Annotated in this window: 18 protein-coding genes; all 18 read right to left on the bottom strand. The window is 41.9% G+C overall.

Going from position 1 to position 26,988, the window contains the following annotated elements:
- A complete protein-coding gene (locus tag SNE26_RS09860; protein WP_321559191.1) occupies positions 1 to 840 on the bottom strand; it encodes an ATP-binding protein in 840 nt (279 codons plus the stop codon).
- Positions 841 to 858: 18 nt separating this feature from the next.
- On the bottom strand, positions 859 to 2,916 hold the full coding sequence (locus SNE26_RS09865) for a hypothetical protein (RefSeq protein ID WP_321559192.1): 2,058 nt from the start codon (positions 2,914 to 2,916) through the stop codon (positions 859 to 861).
- Positions 2,917 to 2,942: 26 nt separating this feature from the next.
- On the bottom strand, positions 2,943 to 4,547 hold the full coding sequence (locus SNE26_RS09870; RefSeq protein ID WP_321559193.1) for a glycosyl hydrolase family 28 protein: 1,605 nt from the start codon (positions 4,545 to 4,547) through the stop codon (positions 2,943 to 2,945).
- Positions 4,548 to 4,549: 2 nt separating this feature from the next.
- Entirely contained in the window at positions 4,550 to 5,767 is a 1,218-nt protein-coding gene (locus SNE26_RS09875) for a glycoside hydrolase family 88 protein (protein ID WP_321559194.1), read from the bottom strand.
- 23 nt (positions 5,768 to 5,790) lie between these two features.
- Positions 5,791 to 6,204 (bottom strand): cytochrome c, encoded by a 414-nt coding sequence (locus SNE26_RS09880; protein WP_321559195.1) that lies wholly within the window; start codon positions 6,202 to 6,204, stop codon positions 5,791 to 5,793.
- A 58-nt stretch (positions 6,205 to 6,262) separates the two neighbouring features.
- Complete coding sequence (locus SNE26_RS09885) at positions 6,263 to 7,546, bottom strand: PQQ-dependent sugar dehydrogenase (protein WP_321559196.1); 1,284 nt, start codon at positions 7,544 to 7,546, stop codon at positions 6,263 to 6,265.
- A gap of 12 nt (positions 7,547 to 7,558) precedes the next feature.
- On the bottom strand, positions 7,559 to 9,115 hold the full coding sequence (locus tag SNE26_RS09890) for a glycoside hydrolase family 28 protein (RefSeq protein WP_321559197.1): 1,557 nt from the start codon (positions 9,113 to 9,115) through the stop codon (positions 7,559 to 7,561).
- Positions 9,116 to 9,162: 47 nt separating this feature from the next.
- Entirely contained in the window at positions 9,163 to 10,872 is a 1,710-nt protein-coding gene (locus tag SNE26_RS09895) for a RagB/SusD family nutrient uptake outer membrane protein (protein WP_321559198.1), read from the bottom strand.
- Between the two features lie 11 nt (positions 10,873 to 10,883).
- Positions 10,884 to 14,282 carry a SusC/RagA family TonB-linked outer membrane protein gene (locus SNE26_RS09900; protein ID WP_321559199.1) on the bottom strand — a complete coding sequence of 1,133 codons (3,399 nt, stop codon included), beginning with the start codon at positions 14,280 to 14,282 and terminating at the stop codon, positions 10,884 to 10,886.
- 129 nt (positions 14,283 to 14,411) lie between these two features.
- Entirely contained in the window at positions 14,412 to 15,299 is an 888-nt protein-coding gene (locus SNE26_RS09905; protein ID WP_321559200.1) for a FecR domain-containing protein, read from the bottom strand.
- Positions 15,300 to 15,479: 180 nt separating this feature from the next.
- Positions 15,480 to 16,016, bottom strand: coding sequence for an RNA polymerase sigma-70 factor (locus SNE26_RS09910; RefSeq protein WP_321559201.1), 537 nt, complete (start codon positions 16,014 to 16,016; stop codon positions 15,480 to 15,482).
- A gap of 80 nt (positions 16,017 to 16,096) precedes the next feature.
- Positions 16,097 to 16,906, bottom strand: coding sequence for a DUF4350 domain-containing protein (locus SNE26_RS09915; RefSeq protein WP_321559202.1), 810 nt, complete (start codon positions 16,904 to 16,906; stop codon positions 16,097 to 16,099).
- 536 nt (positions 16,907 to 17,442) lie between these two features.
- Complete coding sequence (locus SNE26_RS09920) at positions 17,443 to 19,611, bottom strand: alpha-galactosidase (protein ID WP_321559203.1); 2,169 nt, start codon at positions 19,609 to 19,611, stop codon at positions 17,443 to 17,445.
- 376 nt (positions 19,612 to 19,987) lie between these two features.
- Positions 19,988 to 20,224, bottom strand: coding sequence for a hypothetical protein (locus SNE26_RS09925; RefSeq protein ID WP_321559204.1), 237 nt, complete (start codon positions 20,222 to 20,224; stop codon positions 19,988 to 19,990).
- 4 nt (positions 20,225 to 20,228) lie between these two features.
- The gene (locus tag SNE26_RS09930; protein WP_321559205.1) at positions 20,229 to 23,690 is read right to left on the bottom strand and encodes a hypothetical protein; all 3,462 of its coding nucleotides are present in this window, start codon (positions 23,688 to 23,690) and stop codon (positions 20,229 to 20,231) included.
- Between the two features lie 535 nt (positions 23,691 to 24,225).
- Complete coding sequence (locus tag SNE26_RS09935) at positions 24,226 to 24,657, bottom strand: hypothetical protein (protein WP_321559206.1); 432 nt, start codon at positions 24,655 to 24,657, stop codon at positions 24,226 to 24,228.
- Positions 24,658 to 24,758: 101 nt separating this feature from the next.
- A complete protein-coding gene (locus SNE26_RS09940) occupies positions 24,759 to 25,448 on the bottom strand; it encodes a helix-turn-helix transcriptional regulator (RefSeq protein WP_321559207.1) in 690 nt (229 codons plus the stop codon).
- Between the two features lie 96 nt (positions 25,449 to 25,544).
- Entirely contained in the window at positions 25,545 to 26,987 is a 1,443-nt protein-coding gene (locus tag SNE26_RS09945) for a hypothetical protein (protein WP_321559208.1), read from the bottom strand.
- Position 26,988 lies beyond the last annotated feature (1 nt).

The following is a 26,988-nucleotide window of genomic DNA, read 5'->3' on the forward strand; positions in this document are numbered from 1 at the left end:
TTAACGGGTGATTAGTTTGTAAGCCACTACCTTTTTTCCGAAAAAAGTTGGCACATACAAAATATGATTAATTGTATCGTAGCCTAAATCGGCAGTATTTAACTTTTGCGCCTCCGAATCAAGCAGCGTTTCTATTTTGCCATCGGCAGTTACATAAAATATGTGGCCCGACCAGCAGGTGATCAAAAAATCGCCATTACCTACAGGCTCAAGACCATCCCCTCCGCAGCTGAGCGTGGTTATTTGGGTTAAATTACCTTTACTGTCCGCTTTCAGGAACTTTGGTCCGCCGAGGATATAAAGATCATCATTGATCGCTTTAAGCCCGTTTACCCCATTTACATTTGTTAAAAAAGTTGTTACCCGGCCTTTGTCAATCCGGTGGATCTTTTTGGTTTTACTATCCGACACATAAACTATTCCTTTACTATTTACGGTAATATCATTTAGCATTTTTGCACTATCAACCGGGATCTTATTAACCACTTTGCCTGTTTTGATATCAATAATCACCACTTCCGATAAATCGGCTGCATATAATTGATCACCAACTCTTCCGAGGCCTTTAGGTGAGTTTAAACCGGTTGTAAAATCAAGATCAATGATCTTTCCATCCAGCCCGATCTTTGCAACTCCTCCCTTACCATCAACTGCGCTTGGATTTCCTTCAATTTCCGATACATATAAAACCTTCTTTTTAAAATCAGGTAAAACCGATTCAGGGATTCGTACAACGGTATCAGTTTCCCAAAGTTTTTCCAATTGGTGCGTTTGAGCAAAAGCCCCCTGTACCATCAAGGCCATTAAAGCGGGCAATGTGCATTTCAATATTTTTTTCATAGCTTTTGTTTATATAGCTTACAATACAACTAATTGTGTTCCACCATCTTTTATACTGTATTTAATTACTTTACCGCCTTCTGTAATGGTAATAAGCAGCTTTTCTTTGCTTTGCCGTGAAATCTGAAGGTTAAAAACATGCCCAAATGAGTGGATATTATTCAATGCCATCTCATTCCATCCGTTTGGTAAGCGGGGTGTACAATCAAAATTGCTGAAGCCTGTTGGCCTGATACCGAATAAACCTTCGGTAAAGATCCTGCAGTAAAGTCCGCTCTCGGCCGATAAATGTCTTTGGTTACCCTCGGGATAAGCTTCCACCGGGTAAGGCACGTGCTCACCTAACAACCTTCTGCGCGAATAATAACGCAGGTATTCCATTGCCTTTTCGGTTTTACCCGCCTGCAATACGCCACGAAGCGCATACAGCGTGGAGCGGTCCCAAAAAGTTTCTTTGCCGGCTTGTGTGGCTAAACCATCGGCCGTCCACAGGCGGGGTGAAAACAGGGCATTAATGGTTCCTTCGCTCCGGTTTAAAATACCCATCGTAAGCGGAAGGCAGATCCAGGCACGCAGTACATCATTGGTTTCGTAGTATTTATAGGTTTCAAAACCTTCGATAGTTGCCCCAAAGTATTTTTCGATATTAATTTTAAGCGCTGCGGCCTGCTTTAAATAATCATTAGTTTGGGCTTTGGGCCGATGTAATTGTTTGCCAAGGTATGCTGCGGATATCAACGCATCATAATAAAGGCTGTTGGTTGACAGGTTGGCTTTGCCAGATGGAAAGCGGCCTTCCAGTTCATCATGATCCGAAGTAACAACTCCCTGGTCGTTCAACTTCCGGCGACTGTATTCCAGGCACCAGGTAATGAGCGGCCACAGCTTTTTTGCAGAGTCGGGTTTGCCACAAGCCAATGCATACCTTGATGCACCATAGGCGATCATAGCCTGGTCACCACGGTCACCCGCTCCTTTCCAAACCGCATCTCCCTCAGCTACGATGGAACTTGGAATAGGCTTGTATTCCGGGTTCATATACTTTGCAAATAGCCTGTAGCAGTTCATCGCCGACAGGTTACCTATGCTATCTCCCGAAAAAGCGAAAAATGGACTGATATATTCTGCCTGGTCATTAGCCCAGATGGCGGCATAATATGCAAGCCCCCCGGGGCCATGCAGGTATCCAACCTTGGTTTTGTAAATGCTCTCCGTTCCCCTGATCTTGGCAAAAGCGAAAGACGTATTCAATAAAGTATCGGGTGTTTTTAATTGCAGGGGCGATAAAATAGTATTTATCCGGCTTTCGCGTGCCTTTTCTTCAGCATCGGCATTAATTTTAACCGGCTGGGCAGGAAAATCTGTAGCCAGGTAATAAACTGAAAATGCGGCATTTGCTCCGGGCTGAACTATCCTACTGCCGTCATCAACAGTGCCCATGATAACCGAATGGGGCCTCACCTTACTTTTAGCGCTATCCGTTCTTTCTTCACGCCGCAGATATTCCATGCTAACGGTAACCGGCTTATCAGTTACATTGGTAAATACAAACTTTTCAATTACCAGGGGTTTGTCAACAGATGGAAAGATGCTCCTGTCTATTTTCACCAGTTCAGGATTACCGGCAGTAGCGGCTATTCTCATGATCCCTTTATGGCTGATACTTTTGATATTATACGAAAGGTCGCCTGATTTTTTCCCGTTAGCCAGATCTGACTTTAATTTACGGTTATTAACAAAAAAACGAGGCAGTTCGTTGTCCTGAAATGTATAATCGATGTGCGTACGGGTGCCATCAGGCAGCATCCTGAATGTGGGGAAAACAACAGTTCTTGAAACAGAGGCGCTGCCGGCACTATCTAATCCATACTGCACCCACACAGATACTTTCTCGCCCGACATTTCGATATGATCTGTATGGGGTAAGCGGCCGTTAATGGCCCATTTAATGCTACCATCAGGTTGAATTACCCAACGGTCTGTTGGTGTCGGTAAAGCAACCTGCTGGGCGTAAACCATGTAATGGAACAAAAAGACCAGGAGGCTTAAAAATATTTTATGTTTATCTATCTTCATATGCTATAGTCAATTCCCCATTCGGACTAATCTAAAATGGCTGTGCCGGCCTTCAGGTCAGCAGATAACTCCACTTTTTTTTGTATCCTGGGGATTTTATTTTTCAGGAGCTGTACCCTACTACTCGCATTACCTTCAATACGCACAAATGCGTCCGCAGATCCGGCAACGACGGTATTGCTTATGTGAGCACCGGCAACATTCTCTAACCTTATTACAGCCTTTGCACCTGTAGTTTCAGGGATTATGCAGGAATTAAGTTCGATGTTTTTTCCGTCTTCACAGATAAAAGCCGGCCTGAGGTCATTGTGGCCCAATGTGAATTTTATATTGTCGAGTTTTAACCCCTCTACATGCCGGGCCCATACGCCGTAGGCAGGTACGAGCGGACCGAACGTTTTTACTTCGGGATATTTATCAATAGCTTCGGGTACAACCTGCCGGGCATTTTCTTCAGTTCCACCGCCTGCCAAGTTTAGCTCGATGTTTTTTAATGTAAGCCCTTTAATATTGTGTCCGGGGATGCCTGTTATCAGGATGCCCGATGGCGGCATCAACTGTGCCGTATCCGCTGCTTTTGCTTTTATGTTTTTAATGGTTACGTTTTCAATAGTTCCTATTGGCTGCTGGGTATCCTGATCTTTACGGAACACACTTAACCTTGCCCCTAAACGGATCAGGATAGGTGTTTTTACTTCAACCATGGTAATCTCACCAATTTCGATGTTCCTGATATTGGCGCCATCAACAGAGAGTAGCTTGATACCTCCGTTGGTTGTATCATAGATGTAACATTTTGATATCCTGATATTTTCAAACGGCGCCATAGATTCAGTGCCGATTTTAATGGCCCCCTGCCCGCTTTTTAACCGCAAACCCGAAATCACAATATTTCTGCAGGCCATTTTACTTGATGTTGTTTTAAAGCATAAAGCATCATCGCCGCTTACCACATCGCAATTTTTAATGATAACATCCTGGCAGCCGTCAATATCCATCCCATCATTATGGGCAACACCCCTGCTTACAATTTTTACTTTTTGAATATTTACCTCCTTACATTGAAAATAATGCGAGGTCCAGGCGGCTGAGTAATTTAAAGTAACACCCTTTACAGAAACATTATGGCAGCGTACAACCCGCAATAAAAAAGGGCGCCGTCCCCAGCGTTGTGATTCGGCACGGGTATCGGTTAATATCTGCTGCGCTTTTAATTTTGCTCCCTGGCCATCAATAATGCCTTCGCCTTCAATGCTGATGTTCTTTTTATCAACCGCGACAACCAGTGCCCAGCCCACACTAATGCCAAGCCCCTCAACAAAGGGATCAAGGTTCCGGTAATCGTTAATATCGGTGCTTCCTAATAAAACGGCCCCTTTTTTTAGCTGTAGGGTGATATTATCATTCAATGCAATTGTACCGGTTAAAAACACGCCTGATGGTACCGCAACTTTGCCACCGCCACTTTTATAACAGGCATCAATGGCTTTTTGAATGGCCCCGGTATTTAATGTTGTACCATTGCCTACAGCGCCATAAGCCGTAATATCCACATCGGCCGCGAATAAACTACAGCCGGATATCAGCACTATTGTGATAGTACATAACAATGACCCCGTTAACCTCTGCATAGTTATTTTTTTCTTTCTGCTTTAAGCACTTCGGTTCCGGCAAGTAATAAAGCGCCTAAACCATGTGTATCGTTCAGTTCGGTTGGGCGGGTGTAATAAAATTTAATGGCTGTGTCCATATTGGTACCAATACAAACATCCTGCAGTTGTCCATCAGCGGTTATTTTTGAGGCTAAGCCTTTCCATCCTTCAAGGGCAATGGCTATATATTTGTTATTGATCCAGCCCTGGTTTACCGCCCTGGCCACAGCGTAAGTGTACATAGCGGTAACGGATGTTTCGAGGTATGAATCGGGTTTGTCCAATAACTGGTGCCACAAACCGGTTTGATCCTGGTAGCGGGCGTAACCTACTATTTGCCTCAACAGCAACTTAATCAGCTCAGCGCGTTTAGGATGATTTGCTGGTAAATTGTTTAACAGTTCAACCTGTGCCATAGCTATCCAGCCATTGCTGCGGCCCCAGTGGCCTACACCATTGGTCTGATCGTCGGCATAATAATTATGAAAGAACAGACCTGTGGCCGGATCATAAAGGTATTTGTTGAAATTCTCAACCTGCTTAATTGCATCATCAAAATATTTACTATCTCCGGTCAGCTTGCCCATGCGGGCTAAAAATGGAATGCTCATGAACATATCATCGGCCCAAAGCGTACCGAAACGAGGCTGCGGACGGGCAAGTGTACCATCGGGCAGGCGCATTTGTTTAGTTAAGATATAAGCGGCAGATCTTTCTAAATATGCCTGGTAATCTTTCCGGTGAGCGAGGGCATCAACATCGAACAATCCGGCCGACATAGCACCGCAGGCATCAAGATTGGTTATATTGAATACAGAACCGTATTCTACTTTGCCCGCTTTAGCTTTATAAAGGGTTTCAAAATAACCGAGGTTATCGAAAATAAATGCAAAATTACGCTGGGAATAATCTGAATATCTTTTGTCGCCGAGCACATCCGCCGTTTGCACCATGCCTATGGCTAAAACGCCATTTACGTATGCCCATTTATTGTATTTACTGTCCACCTTAATATCTGTCGATGAAGCTAACCCCTTTGTAGAATTGTATTTTTCATTTGTTTTGGAATTTACAAACTGGAAAGAAGTTTCCTTAACAATATTATCGGCAACACGGCGTACAATATTTTCAGTATTAACGTCCTGCCCAAATGCGGCCGACGTGTAAGCAATAAGCAACAAGTATAAAAATGTTTTCATTTTAGCTCTTTTTAATTTGATTATTATGTGTTTTTAATGGCCACTTTCTTTTTATTTTTCTCGCGGACTGCCCTTACCTGTGCCGCGGTAATTACACCACTCTTATTACCGAAGCTTTTCCGTACATAGGTTAACACGTCTGCAATTTCCCGGTCTTTTAAAAAATCGTGTGCAGGCATCACGTTTGAATATGACTCACCGTCAATATCCACGTTTTCTGAAAAGCCGTTGAGCACCACTTTAATTAACCGTGCATGATCACCTGTTATATAGGAGGTTTTAATTAATGGCGGGTTCATATTGGGCACGCCACCACCATCGGCCTGGTGGCAGGTTAAACAATGGTTTACATAGATGGCCTTGCCATTTGCCATAGAGGTGGCCATACCTGCAACCGGCTTCGCTTTTGATTTCACCTTAATTTTAAGCTGTGCCATTAGCTGAAAACAGCTAAAAGCAAAAAAAAGGGTCAATAAATATTTAGTCATTTGTTTATTACTTTTTAAGATAGATAATGCGGTATATGGTACCTTTTGAATCATCTGTTACATATAATGAACCGTCTGCACCTTGGGCAAGGCCGCAGGGACGATGATCAGCACGCCCGGCGGCTGTTTTCTCAGGTGAGCCGGAAAAGCCATCGACAAATACTTCCCACGCACCATCAGGCTTGCCATTTTTGAAAGGCTGAAAAACCACAAAGTATCCTGCCTGCGGCTCAGGGGCTCTGTTCCAGGAACCGTGAAAAGCTATAAAAGCCCCGTTTTTATATTTTGCCGGGAACTGGTTTCCGGTATAAAACAATAAGCCATTGGGCGCCATATGACCGGGATAGGCGGCGGCGGGATCAAGAAACTTAACATCAGCTTCTTTTTTTCCGTCGCCGCCGTATTCAGGGGCTTGTATCTTTTTATGCTGGATCTGGTCATAATACATATATGGCCAGCCTGCATTGTCCCCTTTTTTAAGGGCATATAAGCATTCGGCAGGTAATTCGGCAGATTGTTTAGTGGTATATAATTCGGGCCATGAACTGTTGAGGTTATCCCTGCCATGCTGCATTACAAAAAGCTGGTTGTCCTGCTGGTTCCAGTCCAAGCCTACCATGTTTCTTAAACCGGTTGCGTACCGTACGCCATCTCCATAGGTTTGGTTTAACTTATCGGTTTTAAATTGCCACACTCCCCCCATCGAATCCAGTATCGGGCATCCCGGGATTCCCGGCGAATGCAAGCCACGGTCTTTTTCCTGGCATGCGTTGAACCAGGCACCTATATTTACGTAGATATTGCCATCATTATCCAGCGCAAACGATTTGGTTTCATGCTGGCGACCGGCTTTTAACCCGGTAATGATTTTTTCCGGCTGATCCGGGTTGATCACTTCATTGTTATCATTTACCTTATACCTAAAAACTTCGGTATTTGATGATGCGTACAGGTATCCGTTCTTCAAATAAACTTCGGTGCCGCCATAGGTACCAAAGCCCGATTTAAGCTCGGCCTTACCATTAGGTGTTTCATGTAGCACTAAAATACCCTTGCCTTCTTTATTAGGTTTAGCGAGCTTTACATAAATATCGCCCTGCGGCGTAACTACTAAATGCCGGGCCTTTGCACCGGTTTCGGCAACTTTCAGGGCACCAAAACCGGCAGGTAGTTTTAGGCCCGCGTTATCAGTATCGGGCACCACTTCCGATCCTGGTTTCAAGGCATAAAGTATTATGCTTACCGGCAGTAGTGTAAGAATTATCACCCATCTAAATAGTATATTTTTCATGCTGTTATTTAATTATAATTCTTTTTTATTCGCATTCGCCAGTTTGGTATCTGCTACCGGACGGCTGTTGTAGATATTAAAATCCTTTACCTCATTTAAAACAAACGTTGCTGAGCCTGCCGATTTTTGTGCTTTAACATGCTGAAAATCGGCGCCGGATACATGATCAAGAATAAATGGCGGGCGAAAATCGTCAGTGATGTAACTAACCTCCACATCGTTCACTTTTAAATCTTTAACATTACGAATAAAGAAGCCGTAAGAAGGCATCGTACCGAAGCGATAAGGTTCTGGATATTCTTTTTCCAAACTAGGAACTTCACGCATAGATTGCTCTTTAGTACCACCACCCCGGTAGTAAATGCGGATGTTGCTCAAACGCAGATCTTCAATATCATGGCCCGGGATCCCACTTATAATTGCCCCATGTTTATAATCGGCGTTATAACACACTACATTGCTAATGATCACCCTTCTGAGCGCGCCTACCGGTGCACTTTCCGGCCCGCGCATACGTGCACCCAACCTTACAAATATTGGCGCGTTAACAATGTCCCTCATGGTGATATTGGTGATGGTAACATCCTCTAAAAGTGCACCGTCCACAGTTTCAAGCGCCAGACCACGGCAGTAATCAAATATACAGTTGGAAATAGTGACATTCTTAAAACCTCCGTTTGATTCTGTACCCATTTTTATGCGGCCTGTAGGGTTACCGTCAGAATATTTTTTTTCATTGCGGGTAAAAGTACCGGCCAAAAATGAGCCCTCATCATAACCGCTCACCTGGCAGTTAGTAATGGTAACATTTTCGGTAGCCCTGGCAAATCCAAATCCATAAGTGCTTTTAAGACAAATACCATCATCATAAGGTGAATTTATACTGCAGTTTGAGATGCGCACATTCCGGCAGCAATCAATATCCATACCGTCACGGTTGGTATCCATTTTTACATCATCGATGGTAAAATTATCTATCCCCGTGGCCAGGATCCCAAACCAGCCGCCATGCAATATGGAAATGTCCCTGATAATCACATTCCGGCACAAATAAAGACTGATGGTTTTGTTCGGGCGCTTATCATCCTCCCCTTTATTGCTCCGCACCAGGTCTTTACCCCAAATAGTACCGGGACCCAATATGGAAATATCGTGCAGGTTTTCGCCCCAGATCAGGCTGTTGTGCCAATGCCTGTGCCCAAAATCCTGGTAGTTATTGTCAATTTTAGCTTCGGGTTCGTCATAACCTGAGGCAGCGTCAATAGGAGCGGCAATTATAGTAGCCCCCTGATCGATATACAGGCTGATACCACTTTTAAGATGAATAGAACCGCTTAAATAATTCCCTGCCGGGAAATAAACCGTTCCGCCGCCGGCTGCGGCCGCAGCTTCAATTGCTTTATTGATATTTGGGGTGTCAACAGATTTCCCATCGCCTTTTGCCCCATATAACTTTACATTATATGGGGGTGTTTCCGGCGATGTACTACCATTTGCCTCAGCTTTAAAAAAGCAAAAGGGCAAAAGAAAAATTAAAAGAACACGAATTACAGTGTGGTGTTTTTTCATAGTATTTTTTATCACTTTACAATATATACCTTGAATTTAACCCTGGCTTACCAGCCTGGGTTTTGTGGATATGGGGTACCGGTAATTGTTGCATCAATTTGTGTTTGCGGAATAGGGCGCAGCACATGAAATGGTTTAATATTACTTTTACCATCGGTATTATGCAGTTTCACCCTTTCCAACAGCTTGCCTGTCCTTGCCAGGTCAAGCCAGCGCACAAGCTCGCCGCACAATTCTCTCGAACGCTCATCCAAAATGAAATCCAGCGTCAGCTTATCGGCAGTAATATCCATTGCCGCAGCGTTGCCCGAAGGATAAGCAGCCCTTTCGCGGATTGCGTTAACATATTGCACCGCATCGCCGGCACGGCCATCCATAACTAATGCCTCGGCAGCAATTAAATAGGTTTCGGCTAAGCGATAGATAATTATAGGCCTGCTTGAGGGCGAATTTTGATCGGGCCGTTTGGTGTCAAAATATTTGATCATAGCAGGCGACAAAGCAATGCTATACTTAGCAGGCGGAATAACCTGGTAACGATAACCGGCGATCTGATCCGAAGTCATAGCCTTACCCGGCATCCAGATAGCAGTATCGCCTACAGTAAATTTAGGCCCCCCGGGCTGAGCGCCGGCAGGCGCCCCGGCCGGCAGGGGATTAGACCATGTAGGTATTGAGGCTGCATTATTACATAACCAGGCGGTTTGAAACGTTTTATTATAACGCTGGTCATTAACCCTTTCACTAAATATGGTATCGGTAAGCCAATGTGTGGGCACCACGCGAATGTATGGACGCCCGTAAAGGGTACTGCGCTGCATACCGGGCTGCACCTCATACTTAGGCACAAATAAATGACATAGCAGGTTATCCGGGCCGCTGTTATTTTGTGTAGCCGAACCGTTATAAGCCAATGTAGTTGTGTGCTGTACAGTCCACAATATTTCACTGTTGGCTTCATTGCCTTCGGCAAATACCTTTCCAAAATCCTGCTGCAATTTCATGCCGCCCGCGGGTGCAACATTGGTTATAAGGTCTATTGCAGTAGCGTAGGCATTTTTATAATCGTCTGCCTGTTTAGCCGATGAACCTGCTCTTGTTAAGTATACTTTTGCGAGCATATGCATGGCTGCTGCTTTTGTTGCCCTGCCGGTTTGCACACCATTGGTTAAAGGGGTTGCCGGAAGAACTGCTATAGCATCTTTCAAGTCCTGAACTATGAAATCATACACATCGGCCATTTTGGCCCTGGTGGCCGAAGTTGTAGGCACCGACTGGAATGTTTTATTTAAAGTTACATCGCCCCAAAACTGGACTAATATAAAGTAATAATTTGCCCTCAAAAACTTGGCTTCACCAACCATGCTGGCTGCCGATGTGGCGTCAATACCGGCCGGAACACTACCGATCAAACCATTACAGGTGTTGATATAGGTGTAGCAATTTTTCCAGATGGTGGCAACAGTACCATCGGCAGTATTAAAGTTACTGTTATATTTTACCATGCCGTTGTTACCATCGTTACCGGCAATAAATTCATCTGTACCGGGGACGGTCATTTCAAAATAGGTATCCGGGCCCCAAATAGTTCTGAAGCCTGCATAGGCTGCAGTGAGACCTGCCTGAAAACCCTGGCTTGTTGTAAAAAAAGCGGGGGTAAGTGTTGATTTCGGGTCCTCTATCAGTGTTTTTTTACAAGCTGTAGTTATCAGACCTAAAAACAAACAGGTGTATAAATATATAGATATCCTTTTCATCTTATTTAAATTTAAAGTGTCATGTTAATACCGAATGTAAATGACTTTGTAGGAGGCGTATCTACGTTTAAAGCTCCGGCTGTTTCCGGATCCAACCCGTGATAAGTATTACGATACGGAGAAAAGAGAATAAATGGGTTTTGCGCCGTAGCATATATTCTCAGCGACCGGGCACTGATACGCTTTGTTATGGATTCGGGCATGTTATAGCCTAAAGTGAGGCTCCTGATCTTAAGAAAAGTGCCATCAAAGTAACTTAACGTTGATGAATAAGGCGTATTGGTTGAAGCAGAATTGGGTTTAGGATAATAATTCTGATGATTGGTTGGCGTCCAGTAATCCTCGTTCAGGTTATTATAATTACCCTGGAAGGTATTGATAAAGCTACCACTCTGGAACATTTTTGAAGTTATTAATCCTCCCACCCTGTAAGCAGCCACTACGGTAAAATCAAATCCTTTATAACCTATGCGGTTGGTAAAACCGCCGGTATAAGTTGGCTGATCAGATCCAAGCACAATCCTGTCGGCAGCGCTGATCTTTCCATCTTTATTTACATCCTCTACCCTGATGGTACCAATTACAGAACCTGTGCCGGTGGTTGTAAGGCCTAAGCTTTTAGCCTGGGCAGTATCGGCGGCAGTATTTTGCCAGATACCAATTTTTTTATAATCAAATATGGCATTAATAGGTTGCCCCACAAACAAACCGTTTGTGATATCCTGGGTAACCCCGCTTGCTAATTTGGTTACTTTGCCCCTGTTAAAGGCGATGTTAAAATTGGTGCTCCAGCTAACTGTGTTTCTGCCATTGCCGGGTAAATTGATAGTACTTATGCTTACTTCAATACCCTTATTTTGTGTTTGGCCCACATTGGTTAAAATACTGTTTGGAATACCCGAAGTAGGCGGTAACGACAATGGCAACAGTAACGACCTGGTATACTGATGGTAAGCTTCAACTGTACCCGTAACCCGCCCCTGGAAAAGCCCGAAATCAACGCCCGCATTTAATGTAGAAGTATACTCCCATGTTAGATTTGGATTAGGAACATTTGTTGGATAAGCTCCGGTAAGGTTTGTAGAGCCAAAATTATAGGTAACCGATGATAAAGCACCCAAAGTTTGGTAAGGATTAATAGAGGTATTACCAACGGTACCGTAACTTGCCCTTAATTTAAGGTTTGACAGTACGTTTGAGTTCATTAAAAAAGGCTCTTTCGTAACATTCCATGCTATTGCCGCCGAAGGGAATACATGATATTTATTGCCCGGCGCCAGGCGCGACGATCCATCTGAACGCATGGTTAAGGTAAGCAGGTATTTATTGGCATAGCCATAATTAATCCGGGCCATGTACGAAATAATATCCCATTTGGAGTATGATCCCGAGCCGTTTAAATTAGCTCCGTACTGCGGGTTAAAATACTGCACTCCATCTGACAGGATATTATTATAACTAAAGGAGTTTGACTGCGACTGGCTCTCCTGCAAACTGTAAAGGCCTGTAAAATTAACATGGTGTTTTTGCGCAAATACTTTATCGTAAGTCAATATGTTTTCAAGCGTATAATTATAGCTGTAAGTACTTTGGTTATTTGCTGTTGATGCACCACCCAGGTTATTGGTAGTAGCACTGGCGTAGTAGTTACCGTAAATATCAGGCCTTATTTCAGCACCGCCATTAAACCTGTATTTTAAACCGGGTGCAGGGCTGGCTTCGAGGTAAGCTGTTGTAAAAGTTCCAAACCTTTTACGTGTTTCAACAGCAGCGCCCGGAACAAAATTTGCAAGCGGGTTCCATACCTGGTTAGCACTTCCGGCGGTAAAACCTACCAGTTTGCCGGTAGCATCATCATAAGGTGTTGAAAGCGGGCTTGCCCTTAAAGCCTGGCCAAGCGGGTTTGCATTTTCACCATTGGTATAGCTCAGGGTATTCAGGCTGCTTAAACCAACTTTTACATATTTTCCCAGTTGCTGATCAACACTCAGCTTAACAGAATACCGAACAAATGACTGTCCGAAATAGATCCCGGTTTCGTTGTAATATCCGCCCGATATAGCATATTGGGTAAGCTCGTTACCTCCTGCAACACCTATTTGATGATCGGTTACAAAGCCATTTTTATAAATAAGCTTCTGCCAGTCGGTATTGCGCCCGCTTTTTATGGAAGCTACCTCCTGCGGAGCAAAGGAACCATCGGTTAAAAATGCGGGATCATCAATGCCGGTATATTTACCTGGATTTCCGTTGATCAGGCCCCATTTTTTCAGATCCTCAAACTGAGGTCCGTTCATAATATTATATTGCCCCATTGGTTTATTGAAACCAGCATATCCGCTATAGGTGATAGAAGCTGCGCCGCCCTTTTTACCTCTGCGTGTAGAAACGAGCAAAACACCGTTTGCACCTCTTGAACCATAGATAGCTGTAGAAGAAGCATCTTTTAAGATCTCTAACGAGGTGATATCATCAGGGTTGATATCATTCAAACTGCCATTAAACGGGATCCCGTCAACTACAATCAGGGGTGAGTTTGAGGCATTTATAGACCTGTTTCCACGAATTAAGATAGAAGGAGATGCTCCCGGGTGGCTATTACCTCCGCTTTTCTGAATATCTACACCAGCAGCTTGCCCCTGCAAAGCCTGGCCAAGGTTAGCGGCCGGGACGTCACGCAGCGACTGTTCGCTAACTGAAACAATTGAACCTGTTACATCTGACTTTTTCTGAACACCGTAACCAACTACAATAACATCACTTAATGATTTCAAGTCACTGATCATGGTTACATTGATACTTGTTTGATTGTTTACCGCTACTTTTTGCGTTTTATAACCAACTGAAGAAAATATAAGCGTAGCATCGGCAGCTACTTTAATAGTGTATTCGCCTTTGGGGTTAGTGATCACCCCTCTTCCAAGGCCTTCAATACTTACAGAAACACCCGGCAATCCGCCATTTAAATCGGTTACTTTACCTGTAACTGTAATATCAGCAGCTTCAATATTTTGCTCATTGGTTTTATTGGTTAGTACACTGGATTTAACAGAAGCTGATTTATCATAAATTACAATTCCGGTATTTATCTCTTTATATGACAAACGGGTTTTGGCAAATAAGTAATTAAGGATTTTACCCAGCGGCTCATCATTGAATTTACGCGGGTTTATTTTATAACCTTTTAATTCATCCGGGTTATAAGAAAACTTAATATTGGTTTGTTTTTCAAGTTTATCAATTGAGCTTTGCAATGATTCGTTGCCAAACGCAATTTTTACGGGGAAATCTGAAATCTGGCTCTTTGCATGTTTAGCAAGCAATACCTGGCAAAATACCATGGAACTAACCATAGCAATCATTGATACCTTCATGAAAAAATTAAAAAATTTAGTCGATTTTTTTTTCATCTTTACGAGGTTTTTATTCTTAAAAACTATATGAATTATTGGATTAGCTTGGAACCTGCCAATAATTTATATCTGCACTCTCTGCCTGTACCCCTGCAGCCTGGCTTCGGGGGTATTGGCTTTTTGGGTTTAACTGTTTTCGTTTTTCGCCAGGTAAACCTCCTTTCCTTTCAAAACATAATTTAAATGATGGATGGTTTTAATGATTTCCAGCACATACGGCAGCGTATTATTATTTGAAAAATGAATAGTTGTTGTTAAATGATCAATCTTTTTATGGTTATAGTTCACATGAATATCATAGGTATTTTCAAGCCTCATCACCAACTCATCAAATGAAACATTATATAAATTAACTTCGCTTGATTTCCATGCTGCTACCTTTTCGGCATCAATTGTCCTGATATGATGAGTAGCCTTTTCCTGGTCGTAAATAATCTCTTTATCCGGCGTAAGCACCCCGAAATTTTCGGCACTATTACCAACAGCAACGCGCCCCCTGGTAACTGTTAACCTTACATCGCTGATGTTCTTATAAAATTTTACGTTAAAAGCTGTGCCTAATACCTGTGCATGTAAACGGCCATAATGAACTATAAAAGGCGAGGTGCTATCATGCTTTACATCGAAGTAAGCTTCACCATTAACCAATTGTATCTCCCTGCTTTTTCCAAAGCGTTCGGGAAACTTAATTGTTGATCCTGAGTTTAACCATACGGTTGATCCGTCGGGAAGGGTTATTGTTTTGAGATTGCCTTTTTTTGCAGTTACGGCAATCATGGCGGCTTTATCTTTAACCGACAATTTGAAGTAAAAAAGCACCGCGCTGCACATCAATACCAGTGAAGCGGCAACGGCATATTTGGCTGCTGATATTTTTATAAAATGCCATCTGCCATAAATTTCTTTATGAATCTGATAAAGCATTTCCTTCTCTATAGCCTGCATAGCTTTTTCATCCTCAAGATGGTCATCTCCGGGATGAGGGCCGCGGCCGGGCTTGCGCCATTTTATCATTATGAATAGTATTATTTTAAGTTTATCTCAACCGCTTAAAGCAGTTTTTGGGCTTTGATACCGTATATACAAAGCCAACTGGTTTTGGTACCAGATTTATTTTACTTTTTTACAATAAAATATTGATGCCCATTATGAGCAGAAAAAGCGGTAACGTAATTAAGGGCATTTAAATGATTTTCAAAATATCCCCAGCTTTGTCCGCAGTATTTTCAATGCGTTTGAGAGCTGGTTCTTAACTGTACGGGGGGCAATATTGAGGGCCTCTGAAATTTCATTGACGGATAAGTTTTGCTGCCTCGATAAAATAAAGACCTCTTGCATTTTTTTTGGCAATTCCCGGATCTCTCCTTCAATTACAACCGAAAGCTCTTTTGCTATTAAATTATCTTCATGGGTGTATTGGTCACCATACTCCACATATAACAGGTTGTCCATACTTTTTTTCCTGACCGAATCCTTTTTGTGGAAATTGATGATACTGTTTTTTAAACTCCTGAAAAGATAAGAGGCATTATACCTATCCGGCTGCAAGCTATACCGGCAATTCCATAAATTAATAAAAACGGTTTGTACAAGGTCCTTCGCATCATCCGACGAGCCGGTTGAACGGTAGGCCGTTTGATACAAAGCCCTCCAATTCCGCTTATAAAATTCATCGAAGGCGTTTATGTCCCCTGCTTTAATTAATGCGATTAATTCAACTTCTGAAAGCATTACTTTAAACTAATTGACTTTAATTATCATCGGTATATAACTGATTTTTGCTTGAACAATAAGTATTTAAACTGCATGCCCTATTGTTTAGCTTTTGCAGGAATCCTGGATAACAGCCATTTGCTTAAATCATCGGCTGCTTTATCATTATCAAAACCCATAGCCGCTGGGAGCCGCCCGTTGGTATATTCATTATATAACCAAGGATCGCCGACCGCAATCACCGTTCCGGCCCCATATTTGGCTGTGGCAATAATTACCCGGTCACTATCAGTCAACAGCGGCACTGCCGGAGACGATAATTTAAGCGTGGAGATATCTTTCAGATAGATCTTTTTTGCCGTTTTAAATAAGGGATCATTTACAGGAACGGTTATCGCTCCCATTTCAAACCGGGTACCAATTACATGCTTGTACAAATCATCGTTGAAATGGATCCCAAACTTTTCGGCCAGTTTGTTGAGGTGGGGTAATTCGGCATTCGCACTGTCGTTTGCCATTAATACCAGTATTCCTCCGAGCGTAACCCAGTCGGCAATAGCTTTAATATGCCTGGGGGCAATGTAGTTTGGATTAGCGGTTTCCTTTTTGGTATCAGGGTCAACTATGATATAAATATCTGTTCCGGTTAAATTTGGGGCATTCGGTGCATTTTCAAGGCTTTTAAGAATGGCGCCATTCTTTTTAAAAACATCACCCCATATAGAATAGCCGCTGCTCCGTTGGTCTTCCCAGGTATAATGATATCGTTCCAAAGTACCTGCCGAATTTTTACGGTATTCATTATTGAAAAAATAATCTAAAGTAACGGTCTTACCCTGCGCTATTACCATTGGGGCTGCCAGTAAATTAAGTAACAATAGTATAATGTAACCTTTAGTCGTTCTCATGTAATTTCGTATCGGCTTGTATGTTGTAATGATTAATATTATTGTAAGTTAAAACCTGCCAGATACCCACCGACATATTAAAAATATGATTAAAAGCCTCCTTATTCCCATTTTGAAATGCTACCATTGAATTGCTTCAGGTATAAAGCATCAAACTTAAGTTTGCTGAAATCAAACAACAGTAAATAACATCACCAGCCCACCTTCGTGTATCGAATACACTTTATACCAGGCTCATTCATTTTTTTCAGGCCCCTGAGCCCTAACAAGCTAACTGAGCTTAAACATGGCAGCAATATTATTTATCTTATTAATACCCTTGTCAATATCAAAATCAAACAACCAAGTTATAAAAGTTATGATTATGCATTTCCGGGCTATAATTGGCAAAACTAAAGTAGAGATAAAATTTAATAGTAAAATGATAATTTGCTACAAAATACGCAAACGTTTGAGTTGTTGTTATTATGAATGCACATTAACGTGTACGTACCCTTTTTAACCGACAAGCAAGGGCTTAGTGTTGTGAAATACTTCTAATTTGAAACGTTTATTTCTATGGTCATACTGCTCAAGGGCATTAATTTTCCATGAGTTAAATTAAGTCCCATGGTCATCAGGTAATCCCCGCTAAACGTACCACCGCTTTCTGCAAGGTTTGATTTGGCGCCCGGCATCAGGTTGATCTCTTCTACCCTGTATAATTTGCGGCTGTCAAGTCCTTGTAAACGTACCCGGTTAAACACTTCCTTATAACGCGTGTTCAGGTTATAGTTAAACAGTACCGCTTTTGTTTTTTCATCATTTACATACATCGCCACCATGCGGTTCTCCTCGTATGGCGAAATGATACGGTACAGATCACCGAACCAAATGATACTGCTCAGGCGGTTATAGTTTTTAATTGCCTGTTGGCTAAACTGCAGCTCATCATCCGTCATTTTGCCAACCTTGATATCGTATCCCAGCTTACCCATCATGGCAACATCTGTTTTAAATTTTATGGATTGTTTACCCCATGAAGTGATATGGCTTGATATGGTTAATGAAGGGAAAAAGTTACTGTATCCCCATTGTATATACACACGTTCTAATGGATCAGTATCGTCGCTGGGCCAAAACTCTGTAAAATATTTTAAGGCTCCGTAATCGGTACGCCCGCCGCCGCCGGCACATAACATAATTGGCAGATGGGGGTATTTTTGACGTAACCGATCCAGGATCTTATACAGGCTTAAAGTATAATCAACATACAAAGCAGATTGCTTGTCCTTTAAATATGGCGACCATGCATTGGTCATGTTGCGGTTACAATCCCATTTTATATAAGCCAGATCAGGGTTTTTAGTTAGCATATCATCTGCAAGATGGTACACATAATCGGCCACTTTAGGGTTGGTAAGATCAAGCACCAATTGATTGCGCTGATAATTTTCGTCGCGGTTGGGTAATTTCAGTATCCAATCGGGATGTTGCTCATATAGTTCGCTTTTAGGGTTTACCATTTCTGGTTCAAGCCAGATTCCAAATTTCAGGCCCTTAGCCTTAGCTTGCTTTACCAGGTAAGCAATGCCATTGGGTAATTTTGATTTATTCTCCTGCCAGTCGCCCAAACCTGCTTTATCATTATTACGGGGATATTTATTTCCGAACCATCCGTCATCTAATAAAAACAGATCGGTACCCAGTTTTTTGGCATCGTCAAATAAATTAACCAATTCTTTTTCATCGAAATTAACATGTGTAGCCTCCCAGTTATTGAGCAAAGTAAGGCGCGGCTTATTACCGTCAAGAACCCCGTAATTGCGGGCCCATTTATGCAAATTACGACTGGCCTGACCCTTTCCGTTAACCGAATAAGTAAAAATAAAGGCAGGTGTAGTAAAAGTTTCTCCCTTTTTTAACTCATATGCCGACGCATAAGAGTTAATACCCGGTATGATTCTTAAGGCGTTGCGCTCATCAATTTCAAAATGGAACTTAAAGTTGCCTGTCCATGCCAGTGTTCCGGCTACCAGTTCACCGGTCGTTTCGTCTGCCGGTTTATTTAGTGCCAGAAAAAACACCGGTGTTTGATACATATCTGCCCTTGTACCCAGTTTACTGTCAATTTCCTTTACGCCGCTGGTAAGTTTACTTTCCTGCATTTTCATTTCGGAGGCCCAGTCACCATGAAACTGGGTAAGCCAATAATCCCTCGCCTCCAGGTGAAGCATGCAGGAGGCATAATCTTCAAGGGTTATCGTTCCTTTTTCATTGTTTTTAATTTCTGTCCATGTCTTTATAATATCCTCCCTGTTAAAAGCCTGGTAATGTAATATCACCTGTACAGGATATTTGGGGTCCTGCAATTGAACGGTTGTTTCATTAACGTCATCGTCAAGGCTTTTTGTAGTATGGTTAACATATTTCAACTCAAGCGAAGGATTATGATCACTATGGATCAAACGGATGGCAGGCTGCAGCAAATCTTCCATCCCGCCGGTAATATATGCTTCATGTTTGCCATTAGGGATCAGCCCGGTTTCTTCGTTATTTAAAAAGCGCTTACCCAGATATGATTGGTATATCCTGTTATTTGCGCCAATCGTAAGCACCATGCTTACATTATTTGTAGTTATCAATATTGATTTCCCCGTTTGCGCATCCGCAATAGCCGAACAGCAAAAAAGGGCCAGGGAAACAACCCGTATAAATTTATTCATATCATAAGTTTTACTTTAATACGGCATAAACCTTTGATATTCAAAGGAAATTGATATCGGATTAAAGAAGGTATTTAAGTGGTGTAATTATTATTTGCAGCCCGTTGGTTAAATGGTTTATATGCGGCATATCACGCTAACACATCAGCTTGTAGCGGATATAACTGCAATGGTTTATAATATTAAGCAATGAGCATGCATAAGCAACCATACTGCTTTTATACTATAATACAAGTGTCATGAGGTTTGGTACTATGACACTATGCAATAATTTACGAAAATGCTTTCCGGGATTTATTATACTATGACTGCCGGTCGATTAGAAAGAGAGGGGGATCCGACCTGTTATTACTTTATTTGAATGAAGGCTACCGGATTAAATGGATTGCTTTATTTTATTCTTCCGGCCCAGGTGCCGTACAGTAAACAGCATAGCTACTAAAATCAATCCCCATACCCAGGTATCCAGCGGACAACCGTCGGGCCCGCCGTCATTACCATCGCAAAGACCATCCCCAGGATCGGCAAAGCTTACGGATACAGCCAGTAAATTAATGGCAATGATTGCCAGTATGTATTTCCACTTTAATTTAATCGTAGCTAATTCAAACATGTTGTTATTGTTTAAAAAACATTCCGCTCCCAATTCTATCTTCAGTACCTTCATTAACTGCAACTACAATGTATAGTCCCCGGCTCAAACTATTAACGTTTTCCTGTATAGTATTTGTGCCTGTTGCCGATAACTTTCTGACGATAGCCCCCGAAGGACTCACTATATTAATCCTGATCGGCCTGGAAGATGTTTGTTCTATCTTTATATTAACTGTACTGGCCGAAACCACGGTTGGATATACCAGGAATTTATTAATGCCCTTACCCGGCTGGATCTCAAAATTGAGGTTGTCAGAGAATTTATTTTCGCCGGTTACCAGGTTTTGGCTAAGACGGTAAATAAGATGCCCGGTGCCCGGTGTTTGGTCAATATAGGTATACTTGCCGGCACCTGTTGACTGCAGGCTGTCGATAGTTAAAAACGTTTTGCCTCCATCGGCACTTTTCTGAACGGCGAATTTGGTAAAGTTGCTCTCATTATTGGTTTCCCAATTAAGAGCTATTCCTTCAATAACTTTTTTACCGTTAAAGCTCAGCAAGCGATAATCATGCCCGGGCACTATACCAATTGCCAAATAAAACCTATCATGTGCATAGCTTGCCGGATTAGATTCTACTTTAAATGCATACTCGGCATTATGCACAACATCAAGTGAATCATTGGTATATTTATCTTTCAGGTATATCGAATACCGTTCGTCAATATTCTTTTTTACCGGAGAGGTAAGTTTGTATGTTCCATAATTAGAGAAAGTAACGATGAGGTTTACACGTTTTAATTTTTCAAGATTGCCAGTGTAATTGGCAAAACAACCTATCGAATCGCTGCTTAGCGAATAAAACAAATCACCCTGCCCCGATGGTTGGTAGTACGGTGCGTCTTCGCCGGGAACAAATTTGGCGGTAGCGTTTCCATCGAAATTGATATCGGTGGAGTTGTGTACTATGGTATCCTTTACTAATTCCATTGTAAGACGGGGAATATCACTTTCTATGTCATTGGTTACCTTGCTTGCTGCATAGGAAGCTGAAATGTTTTTTGCAGGATTACCAACCACGTTAAACACCGGGGTAGATGGAAGACTGTAGCTTGAATAAGCTACCTTCATTGTTTCATCAAACTTAATAGCGGATGCGGATGTAGCCACTGTAAAAAAGCCCTGCCCTGATAAAGCATAACGGCTTGCCCCTGTCCCGATAGATCCGGTACTGGCATCGTACAACGCGAATTTGGTTGATGAACTATTGGTTCCGGTACTGGCATCCTTTACCAGCATGTAATAAAATTTGTTGGTTGTGTTTACCGTATAAAGGGTATGCAGATCTATTACCGACGCATACGGATTTCCAATAAGATTTAAACCTTGTTTTACAGCCGGTGTTGACGTGTGATAAGACAAGGTAGCCGGGGCACTTACTGCGGTGGCGGTATAATAAGTTGGCGGTGTAGATGGAAAATTTACAATATTGGCCGTTAATGTTGCATTACTGGCTCCCGTACCTTTAATAACAGTTCCAAAAAAGTTTAGCGTAGCATTATCCGTTGCCGGAAAAGGCCTTACAAAGGGGTTTGCTACACTTCTGCTCCCTCTGAAATAGTATAAAAACCCGTTTGCAGGCGGCAAACCCTGGCTTGTTGAGCTAAAAGGTTTGTATTCATTATTCACTACCTGGTTTACATCTGAAGTAACCGGAGCGTTTTCATCATACACAAATACCGAAGGGCTGTTTCCGGTAGCAGTACCATCATCAAATCCATTTGCTGTACCACCTGGACCGGTAATGTATGTTGTAGCTATAAGCGGTAAAAGATTATAGGTGCTAAGCGAACCTGTTGTTAAAAATGTTGATGTTGTGTTCAGTACCGGCGATGACATCAGCATATAGCGGCGCAATGTACCTTTCACATAACGCTGAACATTGATACTGCCCGTAATAGAACCTGCCGAAAGACTGCCGATACTTGCATCGCCCGCAGCGGTGGATAATATAGTAAGTGCCGTTGTAGTCGACGTAGCGTTGCTTACTGCAAGAGTTGATGATGAATTAACATTTAATGTATAAGTTGGTGCCACGGTAAATGTACTTCCTGAGGCCATTGTCTTTGTTCCGCCTGTGGTAAAGGTAACATTGTAAAAATTTGTTCCCGTAACAGTTGCGTCTGTAAGCGTTTGGGTTGTACCGTCAAACGATATCAGCGCGGAGGCATTAGGCGTGAAAGTGCCTGTATTAGTGTAATTACGCGCGATATTTAAAGCGCCCGTACCCATGTCCATAGTACCCGCATTGCTGAGCGTTCCGTTAATATCAATTGATCCTGTGCCACCGGTAACGGTTGCAGCCGAATTATTTGTCCAGGTGGCCGCGGTTGATCCGGCTACACCTATGGTAGTAATAGTATTTGTGGCGTTTGAAAAAGATACGTTTGAATTTGTAGTCAGCGTAGAATCGACGTTAAGATAACTTGTCTGTCCTGTACTGGCAGATCCACCAATCACCGCTGTCCCTGTCCCCTGGATCACCAGGTTATCGTAAGTAGGATCAGTCGAAGCATTAGTATTAACTACGCCACCACCAGGACCGAACCCAAGTGTAGCTGTAGTATAAATTAAAGGACTTGAACCGGTGTACCTGACCGTTGCTTTGCCACCCGGGCTATGGTCGCCGTAAAAGTTTGCTGAAGAATACGGCGTAACCAATGTACCAATAGCATTCGTATTGGTTAATACCAATGTGGGATTCGTATTAGTGTTTGTTACCTTATACGATGTACGGGCATTGACTGTGAAGTAACCCGAATTTCTGGACGTCACGCCCCGGTTGGTAAAATTGAGCTGACCATTTATAGTCATCGTACCTCCTTCAAGCCTGATACCGCTGCCATTTATTTGTTTAACATTCAAATTAATATTAACGTTACTGCTAACTGTAAAAGCAGATACTTCCAGGATTAAAAACGAAAAGGCAGTGGTTGTTACAGAAGCAGTACTGCCAAACTGTAAATTGGTGCAGGTTACAGTTCCCGTCCCCCTGATATCATTAAAAATACTTATAGCCGAGGCGCTTGTATTATAGTTTTGTGTAATATTTCCTGTTACAGTCAACGTAGCTCCGTTAACTGTTAAAACGGTTCCTGTTAATGTAGTACCGCTAAGTACATAAGTTGAAATGTATTGAATACTCCCAAATGTAATAGACCCGACCGTTACATTCGTAGCAAGGACCGGTTGATTGTTATACGTTGATCCGGTTACTCCAAACTGAACGATATCGTCTGTTCTTCCGCCACTTCCCGGATAGGTAGCGGTTCCTGTACCGGAACCGGTTACTGTCCAATTGGAAGTAGTATTCCAATCCGTTGAGGTACTGCCATCCCAGTTAAAGGTATAGGAGGCGAAGGCATTACTTGCACAAAAGAAAAGATTTATTAAAAGCAGTAAAAAAAATTTCCTTCGTGTTTTCAAGACAGCCCGCAAGCGCATAGTTATCTACATTTATCAATAGTTACTTTTTTTACGAAAAACTTATCGTAAAGGTTTTCAAGTAAATATAAATTAACCAAAACTCAAAATCGGTACGTTCTGTTTTGGTTGTTCTAAAGCACCTTTAACAGGGGACGCATAATCAGAATATTGAATGCTATAAAGCATATCTTGCTGTCCCCCCAGGGGGATAATAGTCTCTTTGACTTATTATAAGGCAGGCTAATAAATAACCTCCTGTTACCACATTATTGGGCAGATGCCTGCTTTTCAATTTCACAGCCGGATTTTAAATTATACTGTATAAGTAAGGGCATTACTTCTTACCTTTTGTCTTCGTTTAAAAGATGGTGAATAATGCCCTTATCATTATTTTATATTTCTATAAAAACAGCGATTTTAAATCTGTTAAAGACTAATTAATTACAAAATTCGGTTGGAAATATTGTTTAATAAAAATAGTATCTTTTAATTGAGGATAATCATTTGCCTGCATGAATATCTTTGCCTCTATGAGTCATTTTGTTTGATCGGCCTGTTTACCGGGAGTTGCATTAATACCTTTAACATAACCGTCTACCGGCTTAAATGGAATCATGTAACAAGACGGGCATGAACTGTTAACCTGTATTTTACCTGCAAGGATATCAGTTTTGGTAAGTGCAAAGCTTTTACCAGGCATGGGGGCTTTAATGTATAAGGTATTAGTAATTCCGTTTCCTTGCTGGGTGCTCCAGAATACGCGGTATGTACCTGGTTTAAGGGTAGTGTATCCCTCAAAATCGGCCTGTTCAGTAAACAGGAAACTGCAGTTGGAACCTGTGGCGCATGTGGTTAAATTCTTGTCGTCCAATTTCACTTCATCTTTTTCGCTCTTTTGTTTACTGCATGAGCTAAAAAAAACGGTGCTGCTAAATAATAATACGGGCAGGATAAGTTTTGATTTCATATTAAAGGTTATTTATACTAAGCCATTACGTATAGATAACCAACTGTGCTACAATAAGCTATATTAACTTTACGTTAACAGTGCACATATCAGGGGGAGTTTTAAACAGCGGGCCAAAAATAATTTAGCCTGGCTAATACATTTTTTAATATTACGTCACTAAAACCGCTTTCTTCAACCATATTTACTATCCTGGAGCTATAGTACTCTTTGGTAAGGCTATCAAGGTCAATATAAAGCGCTTTCGACAATAATATTAGCTTTTCCGGGCCTGGGTTTTTCTTTCCGCATTCAATCCGGCTTAGTTCAGCCCGGTCGATATTCGTTTCCCGGCTTAACTTTTCCTGCGAGATTTTTAATGCTAAACGATGTTTTTTTATAAACGCTCCGAAGTTGAGGTTATCCGAAGTTTCCTTAAGTATTTTATTAGTATTACTCCTGATTTTGGGATCTGAAAAAGGCGGAGCAGGCAATAGTTCAGTACTGTTTAAATTATCAAACAGCGAAAAAAAACGTGATACCATCCGGTTAAACAAAGGAATATCTATGCTGTAAATTGTGTTGGCTTTTGTTCCGCTTACCTTTATAATACCCGTTATCTTAAGCTCGGCCACGTGCTTCAGGATATTTTCCATTTCCAGTGGCACATTGCAAATATCTTTTTTACTAATGGAATTGCCATTTTCAATAATCATTCTTACTATGTAAACCCTTACCGGGAGTGCAAGTATGCGGGCGAAGCGGGCAAGCTCACTATCAGTTTCAGTAAATTTTGATTTTAATGACAGCATAGATATGATATAGAGGCTTTAAAAAAGGCATAATATTAATGAATATAAAAAGGTCTCCCAGGCTTACCGGGAGACCTTTTTATAAGCGTTGTTAAATTATTTTTTAACGGCGCCCGGAGTTGTATACGGCATTGTTTGAGGGTCAAAGTTAGCCCAGCCTGTAGTCCAGTCGGTTGAACCGAAAGCACCTTTGTAGTCAACTTTCTCAAAGAAAGCATCGGTTAATTTAGCATCGGTAAATAAAGCACCTGCGGCAGCAATTGAACCGGTTTTTACAGTAAAGTCAGGAGTACCTGCATTAGCAAAATCGGATGAGAATTTGAATGGAGAGTTAATAACTAAATCGGCATATTTTGTTGCATCAAAAACATTATCAGCTCTAAGTTTGGCTTCAAATGATGCTTTGTTTTCACCTTTAACCTCGTTTCCTTTTTTGTTGCTGCCTAAAATGATATTGTTTTTGAACACTAAACGACCATTAGTATAGTTAGCTAAAGTAGAGTTAGGCGTAGTTTCTTTTGTATCATCGATATAGATACCTTCAACATACCCTGAGAAGATTGAGTTAAAGCAGCTTATAGCTGAATTACGACGGATTTGAGCTGCATGCTGGTAGTTAGCATTAACGTTAGTTTCGCCGTCTTTAGTGATCGGGCCTAACAATGTCATGTTTGAGAAAACAACCGAAGTTTGAGGAGTTAAATCTGAACCAGAACCGTCATTATCTGATTCAAAGCTATTTGAACCAGAAATATCAGCGATGGTTTTGAAACGTTGGCTTAAGCCAAACTGCACTTTACCGGCAAAGCCAAAGTCAGTATCAAAGTCATCATCAAGGCTGCCCATAGCAATAAGGTGTTTACATTGTACTGTACCGCCAAACCACTCAAAAGCGTCATCACCTGAACGGTAAACCTCAACATAATCAATTGTAGTGCCTTTACCAACACCGCCAAAGGTTACGCCGTTAATTTCGTTATCTGGAGAAAAAGGGATACCGGCGTATTCAACACGTACATATTTAAGTGTACCAGAGTTATCATTAACATCGGTACCACCATATTGAATATATTTTGCGGCATCGCCTTTTGCATCAAGGCCACCTTCAATCTGAACATTTAAGCCTTGGTTTACAGGTGCTTTACCTAAAAGAATAATCCCCCCCCAATCGCCGTTTCCACGTGCGCCGGCATCAAACTGTGATGTAAATACAATTGGTTTATCAGCAGTACCTACCGCCATGATTTTTGCACCGCGGGTTACTGTTAAAGTAGCTTTGCTTGATTTTTCACCTTTAATCAATGTTCCTGGCTCTATAGTAAGTGTAGCGCCATTGGTAACGTAAACAAAGCCCTTTAACAAATAAATTTTATCTGCTTTCCAGGTTGTGTTAGCAGCAATATCACCGGTTACCGTAACAACGTTGCTTACCGCGGTAGTATCTTTTGGCGGATTAGTGTCAATAACAGCTTCCTTTTTGCTGCATGCAGCGGTAAAAAGGGCCACGATAAACGCTAATAATAATCCTTGTTTTTTCATA

It is taken from the genome of Mucilaginibacter sp. cycad4, from assembly GCF_034263275.1.
Lineage (GTDB): Bacteria > Bacteroidota > Bacteroidia > Sphingobacteriales > Sphingobacteriaceae > Mucilaginibacter.

What these genes read in the sequence shown, in the direction of transcription:
- SNE26_RS09860 (WP_321559191.1), bottom strand. Translation starts at nt 840, where the DNA reads ATGAAAAAAATATTGAAATGCACATTGCCCGCTTTAATGGCCTTGATG.
- SNE26_RS09865 (WP_321559192.1), bottom strand. Translation starts at nt 2,916, where the DNA reads ATGAAGATAGATAAACATAAAATATTTTTAAGCCTCCTGGTCTTTTTG.
- SNE26_RS09870 (WP_321559193.1), bottom strand. Translation starts at nt 4,547, where the DNA reads ATGCAGAGGTTAACGGGGTCATTGTTATGTACTATCACAATAGTGCTG.
- SNE26_RS09875 (WP_321559194.1), bottom strand. Translation starts at nt 5,767, where the DNA reads ATGAAAACATTTTTATACTTGTTGCTTATTGCTTACACGTCGGCCGCA.
- SNE26_RS09880 (WP_321559195.1), bottom strand. Translation starts at nt 6,204, where the DNA reads ATGGCACAGCTTAAAATTAAGGTGAAATCAAAAGCGAAGCCGGTTGCA.
- SNE26_RS09885 (WP_321559196.1), bottom strand. Translation starts at nt 7,546, where the DNA reads ATGAAAAATATACTATTTAGATGGGTGATAATTCTTACACTACTGCCG.
- SNE26_RS09890 (WP_321559197.1), bottom strand. Translation starts at nt 9,115, where the DNA reads ATGAAAAAACACCACACTGTAATTCGTGTTCTTTTAATTTTTCTTTTG.
- SNE26_RS09895 (WP_321559198.1), bottom strand. Translation starts at nt 10,872, where the DNA reads ATGAAAAGGATATCTATATATTTATACACCTGTTTGTTTTTAGGTCTG.
- SNE26_RS09900 (WP_321559199.1), bottom strand. Translation starts at nt 14,282, where the DNA reads ATGAAAAAAAAATCGACTAAATTTTTTAATTTTTTCATGAAGGTATCA.
- SNE26_RS09905 (WP_321559200.1), bottom strand. Translation starts at nt 15,299, where the DNA reads ATGATAAAATGGCGCAAGCCCGGCCGCGGCCCTCATCCCGGAGATGAC.
- SNE26_RS09910 (WP_321559201.1), bottom strand. Translation starts at nt 16,016, where the DNA reads ATGCTTTCAGAAGTTGAATTAATCGCATTAATTAAAGCAGGGGACATA.
- SNE26_RS09915 (WP_321559202.1), bottom strand. Translation starts at nt 16,906, where the DNA reads ATGAGAACGACTAAAGGTTACATTATACTATTGTTACTTAATTTACTG.
- SNE26_RS09920 (WP_321559203.1), bottom strand. Translation starts at nt 19,611, where the DNA reads ATGAATAAATTTATACGGGTTGTTTCCCTGGCCCTTTTTTGCTGTTCG.
- SNE26_RS09925 (WP_321559204.1), bottom strand. Translation starts at nt 20,224, where the DNA reads ATGTTTGAATTAGCTACGATTAAATTAAAGTGGAAATACATACTGGCA.
- SNE26_RS09935 (WP_321559206.1), bottom strand. Translation starts at nt 24,657, where the DNA reads ATGAAATCAAAACTTATCCTGCCCGTATTATTATTTAGCAGCACCGTT.
- SNE26_RS09940 (WP_321559207.1), bottom strand. Translation starts at nt 25,448, where the DNA reads ATGCTGTCATTAAAATCAAAATTTACTGAAACTGATAGTGAGCTTGCC.
- SNE26_RS09945 (WP_321559208.1), bottom strand. Translation starts at nt 26,987, where the DNA reads ATGAAAAAACAAGGATTATTATTAGCGTTTATCGTGGCCCTTTTTACC.